Here is a 23014-nt window from a genome sequence, read left to right on the forward strand (position 1 = left end):
GCGACACGCTGCCGAACAGCAGGAGCGGGGGTGCCTCTCCGGACACGATGGGGAAAGATGAGTCGTGCGCCATATTCATATGGAAATCGGTCGTTCCTAACAAGGACCGGCCGGATGGAGCGGACGCGATACCGCGCGTCCCACCACAATGAGGAGCACACCTTGTCAGACCTGATCCAGGGGCCCGCGTCTCAACCGAACGCCGACACACCAGGCGTATCCGGAGCGGTCCAGTCACCCGCTGCGAACGCGCAGCCCGGCACCGACGGCCGGGTCCGCGTCATCCGCGAGGGCGTGGCTTCCTACTTACCAGACATCGATCCGGACGAAACCAACGAATGGCTCGAGTCGTTCGACGGCCTGCTCGATCGCTCGGGTTCCGCCCGCGCTCGCTACCTGATGCTGCGACTGCTCGAGCGCGCCGGCGAGAACCACGTGGCGATCCCCGCACTCACCTCTACCGACTACGTCAACACGATCCCGACCGAAAACGAGCCGTGGTTCCCCGGCGACGAAGAGGTCGAGCGTCGTTACCGCGCCTGGATCCGCTGGAACGCCGCGATCATGGTGCATCGCGCGCAGCGTCCCGGAGTCGGCGTGGGCGGACATATCTCGACGTACGCGTCATCGGCCGCGCTGTACGAGGTGGGCTTCAACCACTTCTTCCGCGGCAAGGACCACCCGGGCGGCGGCGACCACATCTTCGTGCAGGGCCACGCCTCCCCCGGCATCTACGCCCGCGCGTTCCTCGAGGGCCGGATCCCTGCCGAGCAGCTCGACGGCTTCCGCCAGGAGGCCAGCCACGCGCAGTCCGGCGGCGGCCTGCCGTCGTACCCGCACCCGCGTCTGCTCCCCGACTTCTGGGAGTTCCCGACGGTCTCGATGGGCCTGGGCCCGATGAACGCTATCTACCAGGCACGTTTCAACCACTACCTGCACGACCGTGGCATCAAGGACACGTCCGATCAGCATGTGTGGGCGTTCCTCGGCGACGGCGAGATGGACGAGCCGGAGTCGCGCGGTCTCGCGCACGTCGCCGCCACCGAGGGCCTCGACAACCTGACGTTCGTCGTCAACTGCAACCTGCAGCGACTCGACGGCCCGGTCCGCGGCAACGGCAAGATCATCCAGGAACTCGAGTCGTTCTTCCGCGGCGCCGGCTGGAATGTGATCAAGGTGGTCTGGGGTCGCGAGTGGGATGCACTGCTGCACGCCGACAAGGACGGCGCACTCGTCAACCTCATGAACGAGACGCCGGACGGCGACTTCCAGACGTACAAGGCCAACGACGGTGCCTTCGTCCGCGAGCACTTCTTCGGTCGTGATCCGCGCACCAAGGCCCTCGTCGACAGCCTCACCGATCAGGAGATCTGGAACCTCAAGCGCGGCGGCCACGACTACCGCAAGATCCACGCGGCGTACGCGGCGGCGATGGCGCACAAGGGTCAGCCGACCGTGATCCTGGCGCACACCATCAAGGGCTACACCCTCGGCAAGCACTTCGAAGGCCGCAACGCCACGCACCAGATGAAGAAGCTCACGCTCGACGATCTCAAGCGCTTCCGCGACATCCAGCGCATCCCGATCTCGGACGAGGAGCTCGAGAAGGATCCGTACCTGCCTCCGTACTACCATCCCGGGGCGGACTCGCCGGAAATCCAGTACATGCTGCAACGTCGCAAGGCGCTGGGCGGATTCCTGCCCTCGCGTCGCACCGATTCACCGCCGCTGCCGCAGCCCGAGGACAAGACGTACGACGTCGTCCGCAAGGGTTCCGGCAAGCAGGAGGTCGCGACCACGATGGCGGTCGTGCGCATCCTCAAGGAACTGTTGCGCGACAAGCAGATCGGCAAGCGGATCGTCCCGATCATCCCGGACGAGGCCCGCACGTTCGGTATGGACTCGTGGTTCCCGTCGCTCAAGATCTACAACCGCAACGGGCAGCTGTACACGTCCGTCGACGCCGAACTGATGCTCGCCTACAAGGAGAGCGAGATCGGTCAGATCCTGCACGAGGGCATCAATGAGGCCGGCTCGACGGCGTCGTTCACCGCGGTGGGCACGTCGTACGCGACGCATGGCGAGCCGATGATCCCCGTCTACATCTTCTATTCGATGTTCGGCTTCCAGCGGACCGGTGACGGCCTGTGGGCAGCTGCGGACCAGATGGCCCGCGGCTTCGTCCTCGGCGCCACCGCCGGCCGCACCACGCTCACCGGTGAGGGCCTCCAGCACGCCGACGGTCACTCGCTGCTGCTGGCGTCGACCAACCCGGCGGCGGTGTCCTACGACCCGTCGTTCTCGTACGAGATCGCGCACATCGTCAAGGACGGTCTCCGTCGCATGTACGGCGGCACGCTGGCGGCCGACGGAACTCCCGAGCCGGGCTTCGGCGGGGAGAACATCTTCTACTACCTCACCGTCTACAACGAGCCGTACGTACAGCCGGCCGAGCCGGAGAACCTCGACATCGAGGGCCTGCTCAAGGGCATCTACCTGTTCAAGCGGGCCGAGAATGCGGGCTCTCGCGCCCAGATTCTCGTCTCCGGCGTCACGATGCCCGAAGGCTTGCGGGCCCAGCAGCTCCTCGCGGACGAGTGGGGCGTCGCGGCGGATGTGTGGTCGGTGACCTCATGGGGCGAGCTGCGCCGCGACGGCATCGAGTGCGAGCGGGAGGCGCTCCGTAGCCCCGGTGTCGACGCGCCGGAGCCGTACGTGACGAAGGCGCTGTCCCAGGCGCAGGGTCCGTTCGTCGCGGCCTCAGACTGGATGCGCGCGGTGCCGGACCAGATCCGACAGTGGGTCCCCGGCCCGTACACCACACTCGGCACCGACGGGTTCGGCTTCTCCGACACACGTCCGGCAGCTCGCCGGTTCTTCAACGTCGACGCCGAATCGATCACCGTCGCGGTGCTTTCCGCACTGGCGAAGTCAGGTGAACTGGACCGGTCGAAGGCTGTCGAAGCCGCCGCCCGATACCGGATCGACGACGTGCTCGCGGCCCCGGTTCAGACGTCCGACCCGGGCGTCGCCTGAGCCGCACTGACCAGCAACTGATCGACCCCCACCGCCGGCGCGAGTGTCCCTACGACCTCGCGCCGGCGGTGGGCGTAAGTTCCTCTCTATGGCCGAGGACAGCCCCGAGACGCCGACTACCGCCCCGGGACCGCGACGCCGCGGCGCCCAGACGAAGATCCCGGCCGGCGGTCTGACGCGGGCCAGGTCCAGCCGTGATTCGCTGCCCGATGCGCTGCTACGCCGGGTCAAACAGTTCTCCGGGAGGCTCTCCACCGAGGCAATCGCCTCGATGCAGGATCAACTGCCGTTCTTCGCCGATCTCGACGCTGCGCAACGCGCCAGCGTGCAGATGCTCGTCCAGACATCGGTGGTCGACTTTCTCGAGTGGCTCACCGACTCCGACTCCGACATCCAATTCAGCCTGGACGGCTTCCAGGTGATTCCGCAGGATCTGGCACGTCGGCTGACGCTGCGGCAGACGGTCGACATGGTCCGTGCGGCAATGGAGTTCTTCGAGCAGCGACTGCCCGCACTGGCCCGCAACGACCAGCAGTTGGTCGCGCTCACCGAGGCGATCCTCCGGTACGGGCGCGAGCTGGGGTTCGCGGCGGCGTCGGTGTATGCAAGCGCCGCCGAGTCCCGCGGCGCATGGGACACCCGACTCGAGGCACTCGTCGTCGACGCGGTGGTGCGGGGCGACACCGGCTCGGACATGCAGTCCCGCGCCGCAACCCTCAACTGGGATACGACGGCGCCGGCCACCGTCATCGTCGGCACGCCCCCGCCCGAGGAAGGTGTGTCGGTGATCGGCACAGTTCACACGATCGCGCAACGGCACGGCCGCTCGGCACTCGCCGTGATCCAGGGCGACCGGTTGGTAATGGTGGTCAGTGGCGAACTGCACGGCACCAAGGGCGCCGGTGCGTTCATGACGGAGCTGTTGCAGAACTTCTCCGACGGCCCGGTGGTGATCGGACCGACCACTCCGACCCTGGGGACCGCCCACTTCAGCGCCGTCGAGGCTCTCGCCGGAATGGAGGCCGTCGTCGGGTGGCGGGGCGCACCACGTCCGGTCCATGCGGCCGAACTACTGCCGGAGCGAGCACTTCTCGGTGATATCGCGGCAATCGATGCTTTGAACGAACGTTTGATCCAACCGCTCTCGGCCGCCGGGTCGGCGCTGTCGAACACGCTCGACGCCTACCTGGACTGTGGAGGCGCGGTCGAGACCTGTGCCCGTCAGCTGTTTGTTCATCCAAATACCGTCCGTTACCGATTGAAGCGAATCGCAGAGATCACCCGGCGTGATCCGACGCACCCACGGGACGCTTACGTACTCCGAGTTGCAGCAACAGTGGGTCGACTTGCCCAAACACGTCACGAAACGGCGACTTCTGCCACTCCAGTCACAAGGTTCACATTCAGGGAGGCTGAGGCGTAACGCGGAACTGTCCAGATCCGATCGATCCAACCGACGTGCCGTTTTGTAGGAAACCTACAAAACACCTGTCCAGAGTTCATAGTCGACAACATCTCGTGTCGGCTCCGCAACGGTGTTCTCTTGAATGCGTGATTTCCTTGCTAACCCCGGGGCAGGGCTCCCAGACCCCCGGCATGCTCAGCCCATGGCTGGAACTGCCGGGCACGCAGGACCGCTTGGCCCTGTGGTCCAAGGGCTCCGGCCTGGATCTCCTCCGGCTCGGTACCACTGCCACCGCGGAGGAGATCACGGATACCGCAGTGACGCAGCCACTCGTCGTGGCCGCGGCCCTGCTCGCATATGAGGAGCTCGAACGTCTCGACCTCATTCCGGCGGACACCATCGCGGCGGGCCATTCGGTCGGCGAACTCGCGGCAGCTGTTGTTGCCGGAGTGCTCTCGGCCGACGAGGCCGTGATGCTGGCCGCGGTACGTGGCAGCGAGATGGCCAAGGCGTGCGCGCTCGAACCAACCGGAATGTCAGCCGTACTCGGCGGCGACGAGGACGCCGTCCTGTCCCGGCTCGAGGAGCTCGATCTGACACCGGCGAACCGAAACGCGTCGGGCCAGATCGTCGCGGCCGGTCGCCTCGACGCGCTCGAACAGCTCGCGACGAATCCGCCGGAGAAGGCCCGCGTGCGTGCCCTCCCGGTCGCCGGCGCCTTCCATACCAAGTACATGGCACCGGCACAGGATGCAGTCGCCGCGGCCGCCGCCAAGATCACACCGAACGATCCGACGCGGACCCTGCTCTCCAACTCGGACGGCGCGCCGGTCACCTCCGGCTCGGACGCTCTGACTAAGCTTGCCGCGCAGGTAACCAGACCTGTGCGTTGGGATCTGTGTACCGCAAGCCTGCGGTCTGCCCAGGTCTCGGCAATCGCGGAACTCCCTCCGGCAGGCACCCTGATCGGCATCGCCAAGCGCGAAATGCGTGGCACACCGACCGTTGCGCTGAAGGCGCCCGAGGACCTTTCCGCACTCACCGAATTCACCGACGCCGGTTAGTTCGCTGCGCGGGCACGATGCGCGCACCCGGGGTGGCTCCGGCCACTCGACACCTCCAGAAGCAGACAAACCGAATCGATCAAGAAGGGAGCCACCCAGTGGCCACCAACCAGGAAGAAATCATCGCCGGCCTCGCGGAGATCATCGAGGAGGTCACCGGCATCGAGCCCTCCGAGGTGACCATCGACAAGTCGTTCGTCGACGATCTCGACATCGACTCGCTTTCCATGGTGGAAATCGCGGTCCAGACCGAGGACAAGTACGGCGTGAAGGTTCCGGACGAGGACCTCGCGGGCCTGCGCACCGTCGGCGACATCGTCGCGTACATCCAGAAGCTCGAAGCCGAGGGCGGCGAGACCGCCGACACCGTCAAGGCCAAGCTCGAGGCCGCCAAGAACGACGACGAGTGAGCCGAACGTGACTTCCGCTTCTACCAAAGGGAGATTCCCCAACATCGTCGTCACGAGCCTCGCGGCCACGACGTCGGTCGCTGGTGATGTGGATGGCACGTGGAAGGGCCTGCTGGCCGGTCAGACCGGCATCGACGTGCTCCACGGTTCGTTCGTCGAGGAGTTCGACCTTCCAGTGCGGATCGGGGCCCAACTCAAGGTCCCGGTCGACGATGCACTGACTCGGGTCGAAATCCGGCGGATGAGCTACGTCGAGCGCCTCGCTCTCGTTCTGGGTCGGCAGGTCTGGCAGAACGCCGGCAACCCCGAGGTCGACAAGGATCGGCTCGGGGTTGTCATCGGCACCGGACTGGGCGGCGGTGAGGCACTCATCGACGCGGTCGACAAGATGCGTGCCGGCGGGTATCGGAAGATCTCACCGTTCGCGGTTCAGATGGTGATGCCGAATGGTCCTTCGGCCACCGTCGGACTCGAACTCGGCGCACGCGCCGGTGTCATCACGCCGGTCTCGGCGTGTTCGTCCGGATCCGAGGCCATCGCGCATGCATTCCGCATGATCGCGATGGGCGATGCGGACATCGTCGTCACGGGCGGCGTCGAAGGCAACATCGACGCCATGCCGATCGCGAGCTTCGCCATGATGCGCGCACTCAGCACCCGAAACGACGACCCGAAGGCGGCCTCGCGCCCCTTCGAGAAGGATCGTGACGGCTTCGTCTTCGGCGAGGCCGGCGCACTGATGGTCCTCGAGACCGAGGACCATGCGAGGGCTCGCGGGGCCACGATTCACGCCCGCCTGCTCGGTGCCGGGATCACCTCGGACGGTTACCACATCGTGGCACCGGATCCGGAGGGCACCGGCGCGGCACGCGCCATGTCCCGGGCCATCGAGACCGCAGGTCTCACCAAGGCCGACATCAAGCATGTCAACGCGCATGCCACCGCCACACCGATCGGCGACATTGCCGAGTCGCTGGCCATCAGGGCAGCGGTCGGTCCGCACGCGGCGGTGTATGCACCCAAGTCGGCACTGGGCCACTCGATCGGCGCCGTCGGCGCCCTCGAAGCAGTACTCACGGTCCTGAGTGTGCGAGAGGGCGCGATTCCGCCCACACTGAATCTCGACAATCAGGATCCTGAGATCGATCTCGACGTCGTGAAGGGTGAACCCCGCTACTGCGACATCGATTTCGCAATCAACAACTCGTTCGGTTTCGGTGGGCACAATGTCGCACTCGCCTTCGGCCGGGCATAACCCAGCCGAACCCGCTGGATCGTCAGGTGGGGACTCCGCACCCGGGGTCCCCACCCCAGAACTTCCCGCCCCACGTGGGCTCGCTCAGGAGGACACGATGACTGTCTTGGCCCCAGCGACGCACTCCGAAGCATCGACCGACCCACGCGATCCGCTCACGCGCCTCGCTAATCTCTTCGATGCCGGTACCGTCGTTCCCCTACATCCCCGCGACAAGTCCGGTGTGCTCGCTGCATCGGGTGAGATCGACGGCGTTCGCACCATCGCCTACTGCTCCGACGCCACCGTCATGGGCGGCGCCATGGGTGTCGAAGGCTGTGAGCACATCGTCGCTGCCATCGACACCGCCATAGCCGAGAAGGCACCTGTCGTCGGCCTGTGGCATTCCGGCGGCGCACGCCTGGCCGAGGGCGTCGAAGCCCTCCATGCTGTCGGTCTGGTCTTCGAGGCAATGGTCCGCGCGTCCGGGCTGGTCCCGCAGATCTCCGTCGTACTCGGCTTCGCTGCCGGCGGCGCCGCCTACGGCCCCGCACTCACCGACGTCGTGATCATGGCCCCCGAGGGCCGTGTGTTCGTCACCGGTCCCGACGTCGTCAAGAGCGTGACCGGCGAGCAGGTCGACATGGCCTCCCTCGGCGGTCCGGACACCCACACCAAGAAGTCCGGCGTCGCGCACATCGCTGCCAGTGACGAGAACGACGCCTATCACCGCGCTCGCCGCCTGGTGTCGATGTTCTGCGAGCAGGGACAGTTCGACCTCGCTGCCGCAGCGCACGGCGATACCGACCTGCGCGCGCTGATGCCAGAGTCGGCCAAGCGCGCATACGACGTGCGCCCGATCGTGCACGAGCTGCTCGACAACGTCGAAGGCGAGTCGAGCTTCGAAGAGCTGCAAGGCAACTGGGCTCGCAGCATCGTCACCGGTGTGGGCCGCCTCGGCGGCCGTACTGTCGGCGTCATCGCGAACAACCCGCTACGCCTCGGCGGCTGCCTCAACTCTGAGAGCGCCGAGAAGTCCGCTCGCTTCGTCCGACTTTGCGACGCATTCGGCATCCCCCTCGTCGTGATCGTCGACGTCCCCGGCTACCTGCCCGGCGTCAGCCAGGAGTGGGACGGCGTGGTACGCCGCGGCGCGAAGCTGCTGCACGCGTTCGCCGAAGCCACCGTTCCTCGCGTCACACTGGTCACCCGCAAGATCTACGGCGGTGCCTACATCGCAATGAACTCGCGGGCACTGGGCGCCACCGCGGTCTACGCGTGGCCCGAGTCCGAGGTCGCGGTGATGGGTGCGAAGGCTGCCGTCGGCATCCTGCACAAGCGCGCCCTGGCAGCCGCACCGGAGGAGGAGCGCGAGGCACTGCACGATCGCCTGGCCGCCGAGCACGAGGCGATCGCCGGCGGCGTCGGCCGTGCGATCTCGATCGGTGTCGTCGACGAGACAATCGATCCCGCCAAGACGCGCAGCGTCATCACAGCGGCCCTCGCCGCGGCCCCGGCCAACCGCGGAAGGCACAAGAACATCCCGCTGTAAGCCGACCGAACCGCTGAAGGGGCTCCGCTATGCGCGGAGCCCCTTCGCGTTTCGCGTGGTGCGGCACGGTCGGTCAGCTACCGAGGCTGCCCGCTACGCTCCCGACAATGCCTGTCAAGCTTCCGACAATGTCGGAACTCCCCAGGCTCCCCAAGCTTCCCGGGGTCGGATCGGGACTGAAATCCCAATTGGTGCAGCCGAATTGCAGGGAGTCCACGTTCGACGTGCTGCCACCCTGACCGGTGCCGACGTTCACCCCGTACGCGAAGATCAACGCATTGGGATTGGCCGCCTTGATCTGGGACAGCGGAACGGGATTCGCCTGCCCACCGGTGGCACCCGCAATCGACTGTGTGCTCCACCAATTCCCGTTCTCGAGATTGGTCAGACCCACCCATCCCGGGGTCGGTCCGTTGGGAATCCCGGACCAGACGAGCGATGTGAATCCCAGTGGGCTGCCGTCAGTCCGGTTAGCTCCCACCACTTTCAGCTGATAGGACGCCGATCCACCGGCCGAGGTGTTGACCCGGTACCCGAGGGTGGTTGCGCCCGCCAGCGGCACCAGCAGACGCTGGTAGTAGTCCACCTTCTGGGTGTTGTCCGTCACGCTCAACTCGATCGAGCCGTCGTCGACGGCGCCGGGTGGCCCTTCGACGAACTCAGGAGCCGTCCCGTCGAGTGGAGCCCAACCCCGCTGAGACGACGGGTGCACCGACTGGGTCCCACATCCGCCGATCTGAGCATCGGCCGCGGGCGGTACCATCACCCCCGCCATCACCGCTGCCGTCGCCGCCGTTCCCGCAAACACTCTACGCAATTTGGTCATTCCACGCCCCTCCGAAAGAATTCGAGAAGTCATCGAACTGTCGATTCGCACGTCGACAACCCCACAATGACGACCGCCGGGTTGAGACGTTCCACGTACTTCCGACCACGCGTAACAAGGGACGGTATCGGCACTACCTCGCGATCGTGACACGATTCGCGGAATTGGCACTAACCCATATCTCGGTGATCTCTTCGAGAACGCATGAATTGCACTGAGGTACAACACTATTCACGCCAAATTCGGACAGCCGTCCATTTGACTTGATTCCATTGTGCAACAAGAGAATTCAATCAGTCATGCGCGGAGATCCGCATTCGCTCAGCCCACGTCGCGGCGCAACCAGGTCACTTCTGCGCCCTCACCGCCGCTGCGGTACGGCTCGAGAGCCTCGTCCCACCGCGTGCCCAGTGCGTGCTCGACAGCCACCGCGAGATCCCCACTCCCCTGCGCCAGCATGGTTCGCAGCCGCATCTCGCCGACCACGATGTCACCGTTGGCGCTCGTCGATCCCCGCCACAGACCGAGCCCGGGTACGTGGCTGAATCGCTCGCCGTCGACGCCCTGACTCGGATCCTCGGTGACCTCGAAGTACAGCAAGGGCCAGGCTCGCAAGGCGCCAGCGAGCCGAGAACCGGTGCCGACGGGGCCCACCCAGTCACAAGTTGCGCGAAGTGTGCCAGCGGAAGCGGGCTGGGCCGTCCAGCGAAGATTGGCGTGGGCGTCGAGAATCGCGGTCAGTGCCCACTCGACGTGCGGACACAGCGCAGCCGGCGACGAGTGGACGTAGATCACTCCAGTCGTCGCATCCGCAAACTGGTTCAACGAGCGCACTGCAACACCTCCAGCTTCGACGAGGACGTCTTCCCCAACGGCCTCGATCGGTCAGCTGTCTGCGCCGCAGCACGACACAACGTCGACCAGTGTGCCCTGTGATGCCACTGTTACGCCAGTGATAGCAGAAAATTGACCTGGGTTCAGCTCCGCAACTCGTCGACGACGCCATCGCTGAGCTCCGGCCACAGGGGCTTGGCCCAGTCACCGAAAGCGTGGTCGGTGAGTACGACGCACGCCGCATCCGCCCTCGGGTCGACCCAGAGGAAGGTTCCGGACTGACCGAAGTGCCCGTAAGTGACCGGCGAGTTGCGGGTGCCGGTCCAATGCGGGTTCTTGCCGTCCCGAATCTCGAAGCCCAGACCCCAGTCGTTGGGACGCTGCGCTCCGTAGCCTGGCAGCAACCCGGCAAGGCCCGGGAACTGCACGCTGGTGGCCTCGGTGTGTGTCTGCGGCGAGATCAGCGTCGGCCGCAGCAGTTCGGTAGCAAATGCCGAGAGATCGGCTGTGCTCGCCTGCGCGCCGTGACCGGCGGGCCCGACAAGGGCGGCGTTCGCCATCCCGAGCGGCACGAACACGGCCTCGGCCACGTAGTCGGCGAACCCGATGCCCGTCTCCGTCTCGACGACCTCGGCCAGCACCTCGAACCCCGCGCTCGAGTAGATCCGCTTGGTACCGGCTTCTGCCTGTACCGTGCGCTCAGCGAACGCCAGTCCGGACGCGTGAGCCAGCAGGTGCCGCACTGTGGCCCCGGGCGGACCCGCGGGCTGGTCCAGTTCGATGGCGCCCTCCTCCACGGCGACGAGTGCGGCGTAGGCGCACAGCAGCTTGGTCACCGACGCCAGCGGATACACCCGCTGCTGGTCGCCGAAACGACTGACGCCTCGGCCACCGTCGCGTACGACGGCCGCCGAGGCGTTGTCCACCGGCCATTGCCCGATCCGATCGAGAGTCTGCACCCGATCAGACTACGAGGAGCGTCCGATCAGCAGTTCACCAGTCCGCTTCGGTGTAGCGGACGACACCACGGATGTTCTTGCCGTCGAGCATGTCCCGGTAGCCGTCGTTGACCTGCTCGAGCGAGTAGGTGTTGGTGATCATGTCCTCGAGATTGAGCAGGCCGGCCCGGTACAGGTTCAGCAGGTTCGGGATGTCCACGCGGGCGTTGCAGCCACCGAAGATGTTGCCCTGCAGGTCCTTCTGCAGCATCGCGAACAGGAAGGAGTTGAGCTTGACGTCCATGTCCGCCATGTGGCCCATCGCGGTGATGACGCAGCGACCGTTCTTGGCAGTCAGCGTGAGGGCCGGGTCGACGTACTCGCCCTTCATCTCGCCGACCGTGATGATCGTCTTCTGGCACATCCGGCCCCAGGTGATCTCCATGATCGGCGCGATCGCCTCCTCCATCGAGGCGAAGGCGTGTGTGGCACCGAACTTGAGTGCCTGCTCGCGCTTGAACGGAACCGGGTCGATCGCGAACACGTGGCGTGCGCCCGATGCGACGGCACCCTGCAGTGCGCTCATGCCGACACCGCCGATGCCGATGATGGCAACCGAGTCACCGGCCTTGACGTCGGCGACGTTCGTGGCCGAACCCCATCCGGTCGGGACACCGCAGCCCACCAGCGCCGCAAGCTCGAACGGAATGTCCTTCTCGATCTTCACCGCCTGGGACTCGTGCACAGTCATGTACGGCGAGAAGGTGCCGAGCAGGCACATCGGGATGACATTCTGGCCGCGCGCCTGGATACGGTGGGTACCGTCGGCGATCGCCTGACCACTGAGCAGCCCCATGCCCAGATCGCACAGGTTCGAATGGCCCGACGAACACGACGGGCAGCGACCACAGGCCGGGATGAACGAGAGGACGACGTGGTCGCCCACCTCGAGGTCCTTGACACCCTCGCCGACCTTGGTGATCACACCCGCGCCCTCGTGGCCACCCATCGCAGGGTAGGACGGCATCGGCGTCGCACCGGTGACGATGTGGTGGTCGGAGTGGCACATGCCGGCGGCTTCCATGCGGATCTGCACCTCGCCGGCAACCGGATCACCGAGCTCGATCTCCTCGATCGACCACTTCTCGTTGATGCCCCACAGCAACGCACCCTTGGTCTTCATTACATCCGCCCTTCCGTCCTAACATCCGTTGATGTGACGATAGCCACAAACTGGTCAAATTGAAACACGTTCTAGGTGTCAAGTAACCAATCGACTCATTGACCGGGGCATTTCCGCTGGTAAACGCCGGAACTGACGGCGAATTTCACCCCCGACCCCGTCCTCTCGGAGCCCGCGCGGCGGGATTCGCACACGCAGAATGGAGAGCCATCGAGAGCCCCTCAGCCGACACCGATTTCTGGTATCCGATGCACCTCAGGCGCGGAGACTCGAGGCGAGGTTGCGCATGAGCTCGCCGACGCGCCCTCCTCCGGGAGGCGCGGCGGGCAGTCGGCCGAGCACTGCGGTGACCGCTGACGGCGCATGACGGCCCGCCCACTCGAGGGACGCCGCGCCGGCGCTCCGTTCGTCTCCAGACGCCAGTTCTTCAGCTCGCGCCGCGTGAGCGGCCGATCCGAGAATGTGTTTCACCTGATGAGCACTTGCCAAGGGGTGCAGAAATGCGGCGGCGGCAGCGTGACTGGCCGCCCGCGCCGCGTCGGCCGCCGCGGGTGACGTGGCCTCTCGGGCCGCCTCGAGCGCCCCCCACGCGCTCCGCCGCAGAGCGTTCGTCCTCCGGTCCCCGTCGGCGAAAGCTCGTGCGGCATCGATAGCGTCACGAGGGCGCGTGTCGTCAGGGCGATTCTGTTCGAAGAGCGAGAGCACCCTGCGCGCACAATCAGCTGCGTAGCCCGCGATGTCGCGGAGTTCCTGTTCGCTCAGCTCGATCGGATCCCGCTCGGTCGGCACGGCCCAACCCTGCCACACGTCGCCAGAACGCCTGCCCAACATGCGAAAGGTCTCAACTGTGGGGCGGGCGGGGCTCGAACCCGCGACCAATGGATTATCGAACGGGGGTGGCCAATAGACCCCACTGATTCTCGTTACTTGTTGCGTGCCAGTGCAGTTCGACGAACCACCGCCCCGATGTTATTCCGCCCGTTCCCAGCGAATCTCACTCATAAACGCTGAATAAGCGATGGGTTCGCCCCACTCAGAGATCATTGCACGAGGGCGTGCCGACGACCAGGCGGCGAGTCAGTACCCACCTCCCTGTTCCTAGAAGTCCCTTCTGCGAGAATCTGCCAAGGCAATCTCGGAACCAGGGGGCGTTTGATGGGCAAGAGCGGGAAGCGGAACCGTCGAGCACGGAAGCCGGTCACAACGACAAACTTGCACATCTCGGTTGCGAACGCCTCCAGCAACCGGGCCTTTAACCTCCGCGATGAGATTCGCCAGTCTCAAGCCGCGCTGCTTTACGCGGACTCCGTGACGCTCATCAGTCCCCGCGCCAACCTCATTCATTCGGTTGCGGCGATCGAGGACGCGAAAGACCTCGAAATGTTCCAACTGCTGTTGGACGTGGCCCCTCACTACGCGCCGGACGCAGTCCCTCAGCTCCAGGAGTTTCTCCACCTCGTTCAATCAGCACCGCCCGATAGCCGACGCGCTCAGTTGCAGAGGATGGCCGTCAGGTTGCGCCCAATCAGCACCGTGATCCAGGACCGGGTCCGCGACCAGCTTTCAGAGTCGGCATATTCGGAACTGAAGCTGGCGATGCGGGCCGGCCTACTGACTATCGACAGCCTCCCTGGCGCGGACGTCCGCGACCTCGGAGATGAAGAGATCGCGGAGCGCTACTTTGCCCGGATCCAGGAGACCCTCACCTCTGGAAATACCTACCCCTTGTTCGACCACGCTACAAGCAACCTCGTAGCCCTCGGTGTTGAGGCGGGCGTCTTGGCTCCCGTCCCCGCAGCTCGCCGAAATGGCCGCGACGCCGCGCTCGCGAGTGGCCTATTCGATCAGCTGCCGAACTTCGAACACGCGTCCATGTCCGAAGTTCTCGACATCCGCGACGAGCTGCGGAACCCCCTCCAGCGGTTTAGGCAGGGCATCCGAGAAATTTCGAAGGACATCGAGACTGTCCCTGAGAGCCCCGAGTTCGCTCATGAGGTGGCCGATGCTTGGACTCATCGTGTCGCGCCCGCACTGGCTGAAATCGAGGACGCCATCACAGAAAACACCTCACTGAGAGACCTCGTGCGAAGGGGAATCCAGGACCCTGCAGGTCTATCAGGCATCGGCGGCCTGGCAGGTTTGGTCGTCGCCGCAGGCCCGGCATCCGGCGCCGCGTCAGCCGCTGCGCTGTTTCTCTCCAGCACAGTCGCAACTACCGGCCTCGGCGTTGCATCGATACGCGCCACTATGGCACAGCGGGCTGCCACGAAAGAGGCAACCGAGGCGCAGTTCTATTTTCTGTATGGAGCGAACTCACGCATGGGAAGCAATTAGTTGCGGTCCGGATGACCCGCAAGGCACCCGTCCGACCCGATCTCGTCAGCGGTGTGGAAAAAAACGTCGGAGAGAGACGCGCCCTGACTGGCGGCGAGTCAGGAGACACGCACCCCCCTTGATGATTTTCGGGGAGGGGTCATCGTGGTGCAGGACGACCCCCGAGCGGTGAGGGCTCGGGGGTCGTCTGGTGTGCGGCTAGCGGAACCAGGGGGCGGTTTCGACGACGTCGTTGTCGCCGAAGTCGTCTCCCGTGCCGTAGCCGATTTCCTTCATCGGGATGGTGTTGTCCGGGATGGACGCGAGCGTGTCGGCCATCGTGGGGTCGGCCTCGATGAGGTTGAACCAGTGCTTTTCGCGGGAGGGTGGGATCTTGCCGCGTCGCATGGAGTCGGTCAGCAGGTCGGTGATGTCGCGCTTCCTGGCGGCGGCCGCCAGGACACGGCCTTGCTCGGCGTCGGCCTTGAGTTGGTCGAGTGCGTTGCGGCCGGCCGATGCGAGGACAGCGGCGGCGGCGACGGCGTTCTCGCTGCCGGGTGCGATGGTGAGTTCTTCGACGGCCACGACTACGGTCTCGGCTGCTGTGTCGGCGGCGAGGCCGAGTGCTTCGGTCAGGCGTCCCCAGAGTTCTGCGCTGAGGGTGGTCTCGGTTGCGGTGGTGGTGTCAGCCATGATGCTGCTGCTCCTTCTCGTCGAGCTGGTTGACGGCGGCGATGAGCTGGTCTTTGGTGTAGCTCTCGGCGTCGGTGGGATCGATTCCGCGATCCTTGGCGTATGCGACCCACTTCTCGGTGGTGGCGGTCATTCGTGGTCGGCGGGCCTGCTCGGCTGCCGGCATCGGGGCGGCGGCGCTGGCGTGGGGAATTTCCCCAGCCTCCTCGAGGGCCTTTCGGATGCTCCCCACGGTCTTGTGGTCGACACCGATTTCCTCGGCGTGCCGACGGTTCGACAGATGGGGTTCGGCCTTGAGTGCTTCGGCGATCCGGGCGCGCTTGTCCTCGCGCGAGCCTTCCGCGGCAACCGAGGTCATGACGACCTCGGTTGTCGTCTCAGTGGCTCCGATGGCGTCCAGCTCCGCGGCGGTGGCTTCGTCGACGTCGATCGTCTGGCCGTGGGTGGCGAGGCGGGGTGTGCCGTCCGGGTCGGTCCAGCGGGCGAGTGCGTGGGCGACGGTGCGGGTGGGCATGGTCAGCCTGCCAGTCCGGTGAGCTTCTTGACCGCGTAGGGCTTTTCGACGGCGAAGGCGGGGACGGCGTATGCCTGGACCCACTTGGATCGGGTGGCGCGGTCGTCGTACGACTCGACGGTCAGCGGGGTCTCGAATCCGACGACACCGGCTTCGGACTTCTTGAGCGCGTACGCGACACCGGGCTGGACGCGCGGGGTGACGAACTTCGAGACGCCGGCGGACTCGAGCATGGCGGCGAGCTTGTCCCCGTAGGCGACGTTCAGGGCGTGCTCCTGAGTCGGGTGCATCACGAGCAGGTCGTGCACGACACCGAGTTCCTGCATGGTCGCGGCGAGCTGTGCGGCCGACAGGTCAGCGGACGGGCGCTCCGAGTTCGGGGTCAGATCCGCCTCGGGGCCGACCGTGACCACGTTCGACCAGTTGTGTCCGGCGAGGGTGTTCTCGGCGCCGATGTGCTCCTCGATAGCGGCGAGGGCGGCGTCGTTGAGCTTGCGGACGATCGTGTTCGTCAGCTGGGTGGTCTGCTGGTCGATGTACGAGACGTCGTTGCGGTTGATCTGCTCGTCGAGGATCTGGAACTTGCCGCCCCAGTCGTCGACAGTCGCGAGCTTGGGCTCGAGGTCGACGCCTTCGACGACGGCGTACTCGCGGCCGGGGCCGCGCTTCTCGACATCGTTCGCGGTGTAGAAGTCGCTGGCCTTGATGATCGAGAAGAGGATGCCGCCGCCTTCGACCTTCTGGCCGGAGCTGGTGAAGAACTTGTCGAGAACGAGCTGAGGGTCGGCAAGCTCGGCGATCCTGTTTCGCAGGATGGTGGGCTGCTGGAGGGCGACGTCGACGGTGAGGCGGCGGCCCTGCAGGTCGGGGAGCAGCGAGTAGGTCATGGTGTGGGTCCTTTTCAGAGCAGGGAGATGTGGGCGTCGGAGCCGGGGATGGCGGCGGTGACGGCGTAGCCGACGACGTGGCCGGTGTCGGCGGTGATGGCCTTACCGTCCGGGCCGACCTCGACTTCGGCGAACGCGGCGATGGAGCCGCCCGCGGTCACCTTCACGACGCGGGAGTGTCCGCGGACGACGAGCGCGATTGCGTCCTTGGCTGCGTCGTCGGCTGCCACGCCTGCGACGCGGCCGCCGGCAGTGGCGTGGGCGACGGACAGGTTCCCGCTCGAGCTGCGGTTGCCGCTGATGCGGACGAACCGCTTGGCGGTGATGGCGTCGGTCGCGACGGCGGTGAGGTCGCGGCCGGGGTTGTAGACGTCGATCTGGTTCATGGTGTTTCGCTTTCGGTGAGGGTTGCGAGCAGGTAGTCGGCGGTGCGCCGGCGGCGGCGGGCCGCTGCGACGCGGACGCGGACCCGTTCGCGGGGCGGGAGGGTGTGCAGCGTGGAGGTGCGCTCGGATGCGTGGACCACGGTGAGGGTGACCGGGGTGCCGGCCGATGCCGCGACGTCGTACAGCTCGCGAACGTCCGACAGCGATGTCAGTGCCGGGATACCGGGTTTGGTGACCCCGAGCAGGGCGACAGCGGTCAGTGCGAGCGCGTGGGTGGTGCCATCCGACAGCTCGAGGTCGTGGACCGCTTCGACGGACCGGTTGGGGTAAGCGGACGCGGCGATCGACGCTAGCCAGGCCGGGACCCCGACCAGATCACCGACGAGAGTGTTGCCGTCATCGCGGATCTCGAGATTGTCGACCCACCCGAGTGCAGGTTCACCATCGAACCGCGAATCGATGTGGCCGAGCTTGACGATCGGCTTGGGGACAGAGCCGGAGTCGTGGGCGGCCTTGGCTGCGGCAAGCAGCTCCGGGGTGACGTTCCATGTGCCGGTGCTGACTTCCCACGTCCCGGTCTTGACGAGCTCGACGCCGGGGATGGTGCGCAGATCGGCGTTCATCGGCGCACCATCCCCGCGGTGTCAGGCTGTGCGAGCGTGGACGGCGTCAGCGGAGACGAGCCAGCGGTTCCCGACGCGGCGGCCGGGTAGCGTCCCCCGCCGGACGAGATAGCGGACGTTCGCGGGAGAGCACCCGAGAACCTCGGCGGCGGTGATGGTGTCGACGAACTCATGACCCAACAGTGGCGAACTTGCGGACTGCTCTGCCAGTTTCCTTGCGCTGGCGTCAGTTTGACTTACGCACGCGGCAACAAGGTCCGACTGAATCCGTCGCATCTTCGGTGTCCACTGCCGACCGGTCTTGATCAGAGCGTCCTCGCAGTAGGCCAGAGCGTCCGCGACGTCCTTCGCGACCTCCGGTGAGAGGTACACGCCGTCGAGGCGTCTGACGTCAGTCACCGGACGCCTCGATCCTCGCGTACCCGAGAAGCCGCTCACGCAGATTCCCCACCCTCCCCAACAGGTGGGGAAATTCGTCCGTCAGCAGAGTCACCACCGCCATCGGCAAGCGGACGATGGAATACTCGCCCTCCTCGAGGGTGTCCATCATGACCGCTCGAATGCCGTCGTCGTTGTCGTCGAGCATATGCACCACGAGGGCCGCGGCGCGGCGGTGATACTTGGCTTGATCTGGGGTTTCGTCGATCATCGGGTGTCCTTCCGAGTTGGCTTCGCACGTGAGTTCCAGGGCTCCGTAAAAAAACGCATGACTGGCGGCCAAGGAGTCATGTGGGGGTGGGGTCGAAAAATTTCGAGGGGGGGTCAGCGGCCGGTCTCGGTGGCGTCGACGAGCCGGTCTGCGAGGTCTCGGGCCTCGTTGGGGCTGAGGCCGTAGGTGTGCCCGCCGATAGTGAGCAGAATCGGCCGGCGGTCTCGCGGGCTTCGTGTCACGCGTGGGTCGATCGTGCTGGGCTGTACGCGCATTGCGGGCTCCTGGTGGTCGGGGCAGTGCCCGGACGGGTGCCTGGTGAGGTGCCGGCACCCGTCCAAGTGGCACAGGGTCGGTGTCATGCGCCGACGGCGTCGATGGTGGCGGCGAGATGGTGCAGGGAGTTCGCGAGTTCGCGTGCGTCGCTGGCGGTCAGTGACCACGGTCCGAGTTCAATCTGTTCACCGGTGAGGCCGTTGAGAACGTGGGTCGCGGTGACTGTGACGTCCTCGTACTCGTCGTGCACGTCGTGGTGCAGCTGGATCGTGTGACGGCCGATCAGGAACCGAGGAGCGTCGTCGAAAGTCGGGTGTGCCGCGTCGTCGGGCAGCTCGACCCACGGCGCCGATGCTGCCCTGGTGTCAAGGGCTTGGTGGTTGGTCGTGATTGTGGTGGTGACGGTGGTCAGGTGTCGCTTGGTGGTCATGCTGTGGCCTCTCGGGTGGTGTGGCTGTTGGTGCGGCGGGTCATCGGATGAGTGAGTGGTCGTTGACGTCCGCGGTCTTTCGGAGGTGTGGCCGGCATTGCAGGCATGGGATGGGGCGGCCGTCGAGGTCTTGGCCGAGCCATCCGGATCGGCACCGTGGGTCGTGTGCCGGTCGGCCCTCGTTCGGCTCATCTCCATATCGATCAGGCATGGTTTCTCCTCGCGCGCACGTGCGGTCGTGAGTTGCGTTCTCAAGCCGGGGACGGATCTCTGTGGTTGGTAGGTGGTTGGTATAGGTAGGTGGTGTGGCATGGGCGCCACGCAGACTCGCGCCAAATGCCACGCAGACTTTTCTAAATGCCACGCAGACTTTGAGATTGGGGCTATCTCTACGTGGCATGGATGCCATGCAGAGGTAGGCCTGTGGATAACTCTCTGCGTGGCAGCAGTGCCACGCAGACATGTCGCCCCTCTGCGGGACCCGCGCCTCACGCCATCCCCTCGGCATGGTCCTCATTGGGGTTCAACAGCTTCAGCTCGAGCAGGTTCACGGGGAGCGTGAGTCGGTATTCGTTCGCCTGCCCGGTGTATCGATTCCCCTGCTTCGACATCTGCAGGAATCCATTCGCGACAAGCCAGTTCTTGGCGCGGTTCGTCGATGAGAGCGAGAGCAGACAGACGCGCGACAGACGTGCATCACTGGGATAGACGCGACTGCCATCAGGGTCCGCGTAGGTAGCCAGCATGACGGCGACGAGTTTGACGGTTGAACCCTTCACTCGATCGGCCTGAATGGCCTCGTCTGAGAGGCGGCGAATGATTCGCTGCCACTCGAACGTGGCCGCGGGCTGAGGCCCCTCAACCCACTCGTCTACTGGCTGGGCGGTCATGATCAGTCGCCGCGCCTTTCGGGATCGAAGCGGGCGTAGTCGGTGAGCAGCCACGCGAGGGACTGCATGACAAGCACTGCGGCGAGGGCGATCTCAAGGGCCGTCATCAGCTAGGCCGCCTTGCCTTTGTCGTGCCCGAGGTGCTCAAGCAGTTCAGCGAGGACGGTGGAGGCCTTCACCCCGCGGGCGTTGGCGATCAGGATCAACTCTGTGGCGGTCACACCTGCCCCCCAAGTGCTTCGCGTGCAGCGGCGACGGCGAGTGTGAGTGTGTACGCCAGTTCTTCGGCTTCGTCGATGGTCAGCCCGTAGTCCGATCCACTGATCAACGCATGCGTGCCGTTGACAGCTGCCCAGCGTTCGACGTGGATGTAAGGCTCTCGGGCTCCGGCGTGCTGCCTGATATCGACGTACGCGAGAGCGGGCTCGATCTTGCCCTTGCTATCCGAGACGACGCCGGGGTGCCGGCGCAGGGCTACGGCGGCAGGGGCGGAGAGCATCGTTGCGGACGTGGCAGTCGAACCGACGTAGGTGATCTCGTCGCACCACGCGGGCTTGCGGTGGTCGGGCACCACGTTGTCGGCGGCGATGCTGTCGATACGGCCGTCCAGAGTGTTCCACTGGGCGAGGGCGGTGATGTTCGATACAGTCACGGTCGAATCAAGTCCTTCTTGGGTGTTGGTCTGGTTCTCACTGCCCTCGCCCCCGGTGGCCGCCGGGGCGAGGGTCTCTTGCACTGGAGGTCGGAACGGCATCAGTCGCCGCCGCCGCGAGTTGCTTGGGCGTCTTCCCAGGCGATGAGGTCGCTCATCTTGTAGCGGGCGAATCGGCCGATCTTCGAGAAACGCGGCCCCTTCCCCTGACTCGCCCACTGGGCCAAGGTTTTGACCGGCAACTTGATTCGACCCGCAACCTCTTCGCGACTCAGCCAGTAGTCCTCGCTGGTTTGCATTCGCACTCCTGTGGGTATTTCCACTCATTCCGGCGATTCTGCCGCTGTCTCCACAAACGCTACATCTGCCTGTCGATTTCCACAAGTTCCCGCTAGGCTGTGGGATATGACGCAACAGCAGTGGGCCGAAGAACAGGCTCAGCGGATCGCCCAGACTGTGAAAGACCTGCGAGGTAAGCGATCTGGCCAATGGTTGTCCGACAGGACCGCAGAGGCGGGCCATCGGATCTCACGCAGCACAATCGCCGACCTGGAGTCAGGCCGTCGAAAGTACGTAACGACAGCCGAGTTGAGCGTGCTCGCCTGGGCCTTGCAGATCCCTCCCATTTCGCTCCTCTATCCAGCACTGCCAGACGGCGAGGTCGAACTCGTGCCGGGCAACCGCGTCAGTTCGATCACCGCAGCAACCTGGTTCTCCGGGGAAACTACTTTCCAGCCAGACCTGTTCGCATCAGACGGGGAGCCGCTGCCTGAGGACGAACGTCTTCGTAACCTTGAGCAGGTCCGGGCCGTGGAGGACGGTGCACGGCTGGTCTACCTGTCGCGTGAGCGCATCAAGACGGAATCGGAGATCGACAGGCTGACGCGAGTCGCCGCCCGGATGCGCACCGCAGGCTCGGACGAAGTCGCCACGCAGATGTTCAGCGAGGTCAACGCCAAGCAGCACTACCTCGACTATTTGAGCCAGGAGCTCAAGAAGACTCCCGGCGCGGTCGTGAGCGATGGCGGGTAGGCCGCCACTGCGCATCGGGCAGCACGGCAAAATCGGACGAATCGACCAAGGCGGCGGCGTATGGCTTGCCCGGTGCCGGTTCCGTGATGACGACGGCGTGGTGCGGATTGTCGAGCGTCGTTCCCCTGCCGGCCGACGTGATCAGTACGGCAAGTTGGCCGAAGAGGAACTACGCGATGCACTCGATGCGCGGCGAACACCGACCGAGGACGAGATCGACCGCGACACGCTAGTGCTGTCCCTGTGCCGAACGCATCTACGCCGCCTCGAGGAAGAGGGCCGGTCTGCGGCCACGATGTCGACGTACGAGTTCGCGCTCGGGAAGCTGGAACCGCGGATCGCAGGCATTCGCGTGGGTGAAGCATCCCCAGGCCGTGTGGACGCCGCGCTGCGGGCGATGGTGAAGGCTCACGGGCCGACGATGGCGCGGCAGTCCAAAACGATCCTGCGTGGCGCGCTCGCGATGGCAGTTCTCGGTGGCGCCCTCGACACGAACCCTGTCGGCGAGGTCTCACAGATCCGATCCAAGAACCCACCCAAGGGCGCACGGGCCCTCACGGGCGATGAGCTCCGCGTGCTGGTCACCGCCGTGCAAGAGTCGGACTACTGCCTGGCCAATGACATTGCCGACCCGATCCTGTTGCTGATTGCGACCGGCGTACGGCGGTCGGAGCTGTTGGCAATTAGGTGGCAGGACATCGACGACGAAGCTGGAACCGTGTCGATCAGCGGCAAGGTTGTGCGAGTGAAGGGGCAGGGCCTGGTTCGCGTGGAGGCCGCGAAGACTGCTGCAGGCCTACGCACGATCCCCCTCCCCCGGTTCGCGCTCGACATGCTCGAGAAGCGGGCCGCGCAGCCGCGCCTGGGTGACCTCGGCGTGGTGTTCCCATCGACGGCGGGAACTTTGCGGGATCCCAACAACTTCGGGAAGCAGTGGCGCAAGGTGCGCGATGACCTCGGCGTCGCGGAGACAACGACCCACACGTTTCGGAAGTCGGTGGCGACGCTGATCGACGACGAGGGCCTGTCGGCGCGGATCGGCGCCGATCATCTTGGGCACCGTCACGTGTCGATGACTCAGGACAAGTACATGACGCGAGGCCGGCAGCACACGGTCGTCGCCGATCTGCTCGATAGGACCGTCGCCATAAGCGATGAATAAACGATGGATGCCCCTCTCTCGACTT

The 23014-nt window shown here is 65.5% G+C and carries 26 protein-coding genes and 1 tRNA gene; 9 read left to right on the forward strand and 18 right to left on the reverse strand.

Annotated features, from left to right (window positions below; all coding sequences use genetic code 11):
• Positions 1 to 162 precede the first annotated feature (162 nt).
• From aceE to ERC79_RS02550, 6 genes are all read left to right on the forward strand, one after another.
• The gene (gene aceE / locus ERC79_RS02525) at positions 163 to 3036 is read left to right on the forward strand and encodes a pyruvate dehydrogenase (acetyl-transferring), homodimeric type (protein WP_131575455.1); all 2874 of its coding nucleotides are present in this window, start codon (positions 163 to 165) and stop codon (positions 3034 to 3036) included.
• An 88-nt stretch (positions 3037 to 3124) separates the two neighbouring features.
• A complete protein-coding gene (locus tag ERC79_RS02530) occupies positions 3125 to 4459 on the forward strand; it encodes a helix-turn-helix domain-containing protein (protein ID WP_131575457.1) in 1335 nt (444 codons plus the stop codon).
• A gap of 128 nt (positions 4460 to 4587) precedes the next feature.
• Positions 4588 to 5505, forward strand: a complete 918-nt coding sequence (locus tag ERC79_RS02535; protein WP_131575458.1) for an ACP S-malonyltransferase — start codon at positions 4588 to 4590, stop codon at positions 5503 to 5505.
• 98 nt (positions 5506 to 5603) lie between these two features.
• Positions 5604 to 5915, forward strand: coding sequence for a meromycolate extension acyl carrier protein AcpM (acpM, locus tag ERC79_RS02540; protein ID WP_131575460.1), 312 nt, complete (start codon positions 5604 to 5606; stop codon positions 5913 to 5915).
• Between the two features lie 7 nt (positions 5916 to 5922).
• Positions 5923 to 7170 carry a KasA/KasB family beta-ketoacyl-ACP synthase gene (locus ERC79_RS02545; protein WP_131575462.1) on the forward strand — a complete coding sequence of 416 codons (1248 nt, stop codon included), beginning with the start codon at positions 5923 to 5925 and terminating at the stop codon, positions 7168 to 7170.
• Positions 7171 to 7267: 97 nt separating this feature from the next.
• On the forward strand, positions 7268 to 8701 hold the full coding sequence (locus tag ERC79_RS02550; RefSeq protein WP_131575464.1) for a carboxyl transferase domain-containing protein: 1434 nt from the start codon (positions 7268 to 7270) through the stop codon (positions 8699 to 8701).
• Positions 8702 to 8774: 73 nt separating this feature from the next.
• Here the strand turns inward: ERC79_RS02550 and ERC79_RS02555 are convergent, their stop codons facing one another.
• The 6 genes from ERC79_RS02555 to ERC79_RS22910 all read right to left on the reverse strand — a co-directional run bounded on the left by ERC79_RS02555 (position 8775) and on the right by ERC79_RS22910 (position 13447).
• A complete protein-coding gene (locus ERC79_RS02555; protein WP_131575466.1) occupies positions 8775 to 9527 on the reverse strand; it encodes a hypothetical protein in 753 nt (250 codons plus the stop codon).
• A 321-nt stretch (positions 9528 to 9848) separates the two neighbouring features.
• Positions 9849 to 10361, reverse strand: a complete 513-nt coding sequence (locus ERC79_RS02560) for a DUF3145 domain-containing protein (RefSeq protein ID WP_131575468.1) — start codon at positions 10359 to 10361, stop codon at positions 9849 to 9851.
• A gap of 143 nt (positions 10362 to 10504) precedes the next feature.
• Entirely contained in the window at positions 10505 to 11320 is an 816-nt protein-coding gene (locus tag ERC79_RS02565; protein WP_131575469.1) for a serine hydrolase domain-containing protein, read from the reverse strand.
• A gap of 34 nt (positions 11321 to 11354) precedes the next feature.
• A complete protein-coding gene (locus tag ERC79_RS02570; protein ID WP_131575471.1) occupies positions 11355 to 12482 on the reverse strand; it encodes an NDMA-dependent alcohol dehydrogenase in 1128 nt (375 codons plus the stop codon).
• 255 nt (positions 12483 to 12737) lie between these two features.
• Positions 12738 to 13271 carry a putative immunity protein gene (locus ERC79_RS02575; protein ID WP_131575473.1) on the reverse strand — a complete coding sequence of 178 codons (534 nt, stop codon included), beginning with the start codon at positions 13269 to 13271 and terminating at the stop codon, positions 12738 to 12740.
• A 59-nt stretch (positions 13272 to 13330) separates the two neighbouring features.
• Positions 13331 to 13447: transfer RNA gene (locus ERC79_RS22910), tRNA-OTHER, on the reverse strand.
• 190 nt (positions 13448 to 13637) lie between these two features.
• Between ERC79_RS22910 and ERC79_RS02580 the strand changes: the two genes are divergently transcribed.
• The gene (locus tag ERC79_RS02580) at positions 13638 to 14816 is read left to right on the forward strand and encodes a hypothetical protein (protein ID WP_131575475.1); all 1179 of its coding nucleotides are present in this window, start codon (positions 13638 to 13640) and stop codon (positions 14814 to 14816) included.
• Positions 14817 to 15014: 198 nt separating this feature from the next.
• Here ERC79_RS02580 and ERC79_RS02585 read toward each other — a convergent pair whose 3' ends face one another.
• The 12 genes from ERC79_RS02585 to ERC79_RS02635 all read right to left on the reverse strand — a co-directional run bounded on the left by ERC79_RS02585 (position 15015) and on the right by ERC79_RS02635 (position 21094).
• Positions 15015 to 15488 (reverse strand): hypothetical protein, encoded by a 474-nt coding sequence (locus ERC79_RS02585; protein ID WP_131575477.1) that lies wholly within the window; start codon positions 15486 to 15488, stop codon positions 15015 to 15017.
• Entirely contained in the window at positions 15481 to 16002 is a 522-nt protein-coding gene (locus ERC79_RS02590; RefSeq protein ID WP_131575479.1) for a hypothetical protein, read from the reverse strand. Before ERC79_RS02590 ends, ERC79_RS02585 begins: the two co-directional genes overlap by 8 nt.
• A gap of 2 nt (positions 16003 to 16004) precedes the next feature.
• The gene (locus tag ERC79_RS02595) at positions 16005 to 16889 is read right to left on the reverse strand and encodes a major capsid protein (protein WP_131575480.1); all 885 of its coding nucleotides are present in this window, start codon (positions 16887 to 16889) and stop codon (positions 16005 to 16007) included.
• A gap of 14 nt (positions 16890 to 16903) precedes the next feature.
• A complete protein-coding gene (locus tag ERC79_RS02600; RefSeq protein ID WP_131575482.1) occupies positions 16904 to 17275 on the reverse strand; it encodes a capsid cement protein in 372 nt (123 codons plus the stop codon).
• On the reverse strand, positions 17272 to 17898 hold the full coding sequence (locus tag ERC79_RS02605; RefSeq protein WP_131575484.1) for a hypothetical protein: 627 nt from the start codon (positions 17896 to 17898) through the stop codon (positions 17272 to 17274). The genes ERC79_RS02600 and ERC79_RS02605 overlap by 4 nt, the downstream gene beginning before the upstream one ends.
• Positions 17899 to 17919: 21 nt before the next feature.
• On the reverse strand, positions 17920 to 18297 hold the full coding sequence (locus tag ERC79_RS02610) for a helix-turn-helix domain-containing protein (protein WP_242676728.1): 378 nt from the start codon (positions 18295 to 18297) through the stop codon (positions 17920 to 17922).
• The gene (locus ERC79_RS02615; protein ID WP_131575486.1) at positions 18290 to 18547 is read right to left on the reverse strand and encodes a hypothetical protein; all 258 of its coding nucleotides are present in this window, start codon (positions 18545 to 18547) and stop codon (positions 18290 to 18292) included. The genes ERC79_RS02610 and ERC79_RS02615 overlap by 8 nt, the downstream gene beginning before the upstream one ends.
• 113 nt (positions 18548 to 18660) lie before the next feature.
• Positions 18661 to 18822 carry a hypothetical protein gene (locus tag ERC79_RS22915; protein ID WP_165497034.1) on the reverse strand — a complete coding sequence of 54 codons (162 nt, stop codon included), beginning with the start codon at positions 18820 to 18822 and terminating at the stop codon, positions 18661 to 18663.
• 83 nt (positions 18823 to 18905) lie between these two features.
• On the reverse strand, positions 18906 to 19253 hold the full coding sequence (locus ERC79_RS02620; protein WP_131575488.1) for a hypothetical protein: 348 nt from the start codon (positions 19251 to 19253) through the stop codon (positions 18906 to 18908).
• A 488-nt stretch (positions 19254 to 19741) separates the two neighbouring features.
• Complete coding sequence (locus ERC79_RS02625) at positions 19742 to 20143, reverse strand: helix-turn-helix domain-containing protein (RefSeq protein ID WP_131575490.1); 402 nt, start codon at positions 20141 to 20143, stop codon at positions 19742 to 19744.
• A 217-nt stretch (positions 20144 to 20360) separates the two neighbouring features.
• Positions 20361 to 20795 (reverse strand): hypothetical protein, encoded by a 435-nt coding sequence (locus ERC79_RS02630; RefSeq protein ID WP_131575491.1) that lies wholly within the window; start codon positions 20793 to 20795, stop codon positions 20361 to 20363.
• Positions 20796 to 20896: 101 nt separating this feature from the next.
• Positions 20897 to 21094: a helix-turn-helix domain-containing protein gene (locus ERC79_RS02635; protein ID WP_131575493.1), complete on the reverse strand. Its 198-nt coding sequence runs from the start codon at positions 21092 to 21094 to the stop codon at positions 20897 to 20899.
• A 106-nt stretch (positions 21095 to 21200) separates the two neighbouring features.
• Between ERC79_RS02635 and ERC79_RS02640 the strand changes: the two genes are divergently transcribed.
• Positions 21201 to 21827 carry a DNA-binding protein gene (locus tag ERC79_RS02640; RefSeq protein WP_131575495.1) on the forward strand — a complete coding sequence of 209 codons (627 nt, stop codon included), beginning with the start codon at positions 21201 to 21203 and terminating at the stop codon, positions 21825 to 21827.
• The gene (locus ERC79_RS02645) at positions 21817 to 22989 is read left to right on the forward strand and encodes a site-specific integrase (RefSeq protein WP_131575497.1); all 1173 of its coding nucleotides are present in this window, start codon (positions 21817 to 21819) and stop codon (positions 22987 to 22989) included. Before ERC79_RS02640 ends, ERC79_RS02645 begins: the two co-directional genes overlap by 11 nt.
• Positions 22990 to 23014 lie beyond the last annotated feature (25 nt).

This window comes from Rhodococcus sp. ABRD24 (assembly GCF_004328705.1).
Lineage (GTDB): Bacteria > Actinomycetota > Actinomycetes > Mycobacteriales > Mycobacteriaceae > Prescottella.

What these genes read in the sequence shown, in the direction of transcription:
- ERC79_RS02530 (WP_131575457.1), top strand. Translation starts at nt 3,125, where the DNA reads ATGGCCGAGGACAGCCCCGAGACGCCGACTACCGCCCCGGGACCGCGA.
- ERC79_RS02550 (WP_131575464.1), top strand. Translation starts at nt 7,268, where the DNA reads ATGACTGTCTTGGCCCCAGCGACGCACTCCGAAGCATCGACCGACCCA.
- ERC79_RS02555 (WP_131575466.1), bottom strand. Translation starts at nt 9,527, where the DNA reads ATGACCAAATTGCGTAGAGTGTTTGCGGGAACGGCGGCGACGGCAGCG.
- ERC79_RS02570 (WP_131575471.1), bottom strand. Translation starts at nt 12,482, where the DNA reads ATGAAGACCAAGGGTGCGTTGCTGTGGGGCATCAACGAGAAGTGGTCG.
- ERC79_RS02580 (WP_131575475.1), top strand. Translation starts at nt 13,638, where the DNA reads ATGGGCAAGAGCGGGAAGCGGAACCGTCGAGCACGGAAGCCGGTCACA.
- ERC79_RS02585 (WP_131575477.1), bottom strand. Translation starts at nt 15,488, where the DNA reads ATGGCTGACACCACCACCGCAACCGAGACCACCCTCAGCGCAGAACTC.
- ERC79_RS02590 (WP_131575479.1), bottom strand. Translation starts at nt 16,002, where the DNA reads ATGCCCACCCGCACCGTCGCCCACGCACTCGCCCGCTGGACCGACCCG.
- ERC79_RS02595 (WP_131575480.1), bottom strand. Translation starts at nt 16,889, where the DNA reads ATGACCTACTCGCTGCTCCCCGACCTGCAGGGCCGCCGCCTCACCGTC.
- ERC79_RS02600 (WP_131575482.1), bottom strand. Translation starts at nt 17,275, where the DNA reads ATGAACCAGATCGACGTCTACAACCCCGGCCGCGACCTCACCGCCGTC.
- ERC79_RS02605 (WP_131575484.1), bottom strand. Translation starts at nt 17,898, where the DNA reads ATGAACGCCGATCTGCGCACCATCCCCGGCGTCGAGCTCGTCAAGACC.
- ERC79_RS02615 (WP_131575486.1), bottom strand. Translation starts at nt 18,547, where the DNA reads ATGATCGACGAAACCCCAGATCAAGCCAAGTATCACCGCCGCGCCGCG.
- ERC79_RS22915 (WP_165497034.1), bottom strand. Translation starts at nt 18,822, where the DNA reads ATGCGCGTACAGCCCAGCACGATCGACCCACGCGTGACACGAAGCCCG.
- ERC79_RS02620 (WP_131575488.1), bottom strand. Translation starts at nt 19,253, where the DNA reads ATGACCACCAAGCGACACCTGACCACCGTCACCACCACAATCACGACC.
- ERC79_RS02625 (WP_131575490.1), bottom strand. Translation starts at nt 20,143, where the DNA reads ATGACCGCCCAGCCAGTAGACGAGTGGGTTGAGGGGCCTCAGCCCGCG.
- ERC79_RS02635 (WP_131575493.1), bottom strand. Translation starts at nt 21,094, where the DNA reads ATGCAAACCAGCGAGGACTACTGGCTGAGTCGCGAAGAGGTTGCGGGT.
- ERC79_RS02640 (WP_131575495.1), top strand. Translation starts at nt 21,201, where the DNA reads ATGACGCAACAGCAGTGGGCCGAAGAACAGGCTCAGCGGATCGCCCAG.
- ERC79_RS02645 (WP_131575497.1), top strand. Translation starts at nt 21,817, where the DNA reads ATGGCGGGTAGGCCGCCACTGCGCATCGGGCAGCACGGCAAAATCGGA.